Source organism: Streptomyces sp. GQ60 (assembly GCF_059758875.1).
Map to the genome: position 1 here is coordinate 1 of NZ_JCAXEG010000072.1, position 301 is coordinate 301.

Consider the following 301-nt stretch of genomic DNA (forward strand, 5'->3'; position numbering starts at 1 on the left):
GGCTGTGATGCTTGCAGGCAATTACACAGCGAGGATGCAGTGGACGGTCGGTCTTATTCCGACATGACTGTCCCGCTCTAAGTGCGTGTGCACCCGATTACGGGTAAACATTCATGGAGAGTTTGATCCTGGCTCAGGACGAACGCTGGCGGCGTGCTTAACACATGCAAGTCGAACGATGAAGCCCTTCGGGGTGGATTAGTGGCGAACGGGTGAGTAACACGTGGGCAATCTGCCCTTCACTCTGGGACAAGCCCTGGAAACGGGGTCTAATACCGGATAATACTCCTGCCTGCATGGG

The 301-nt window shown here is 55.1% G+C and carries 1 rRNA gene; it reads left to right on the top strand.

The annotated features are described in order from the left end of the window. Positions 1–110: 110 nt before the first annotated feature. Positions 111–301 (top strand): 16S ribosomal RNA (locus AC6CKD_RS38015); the annotation flags it as partial.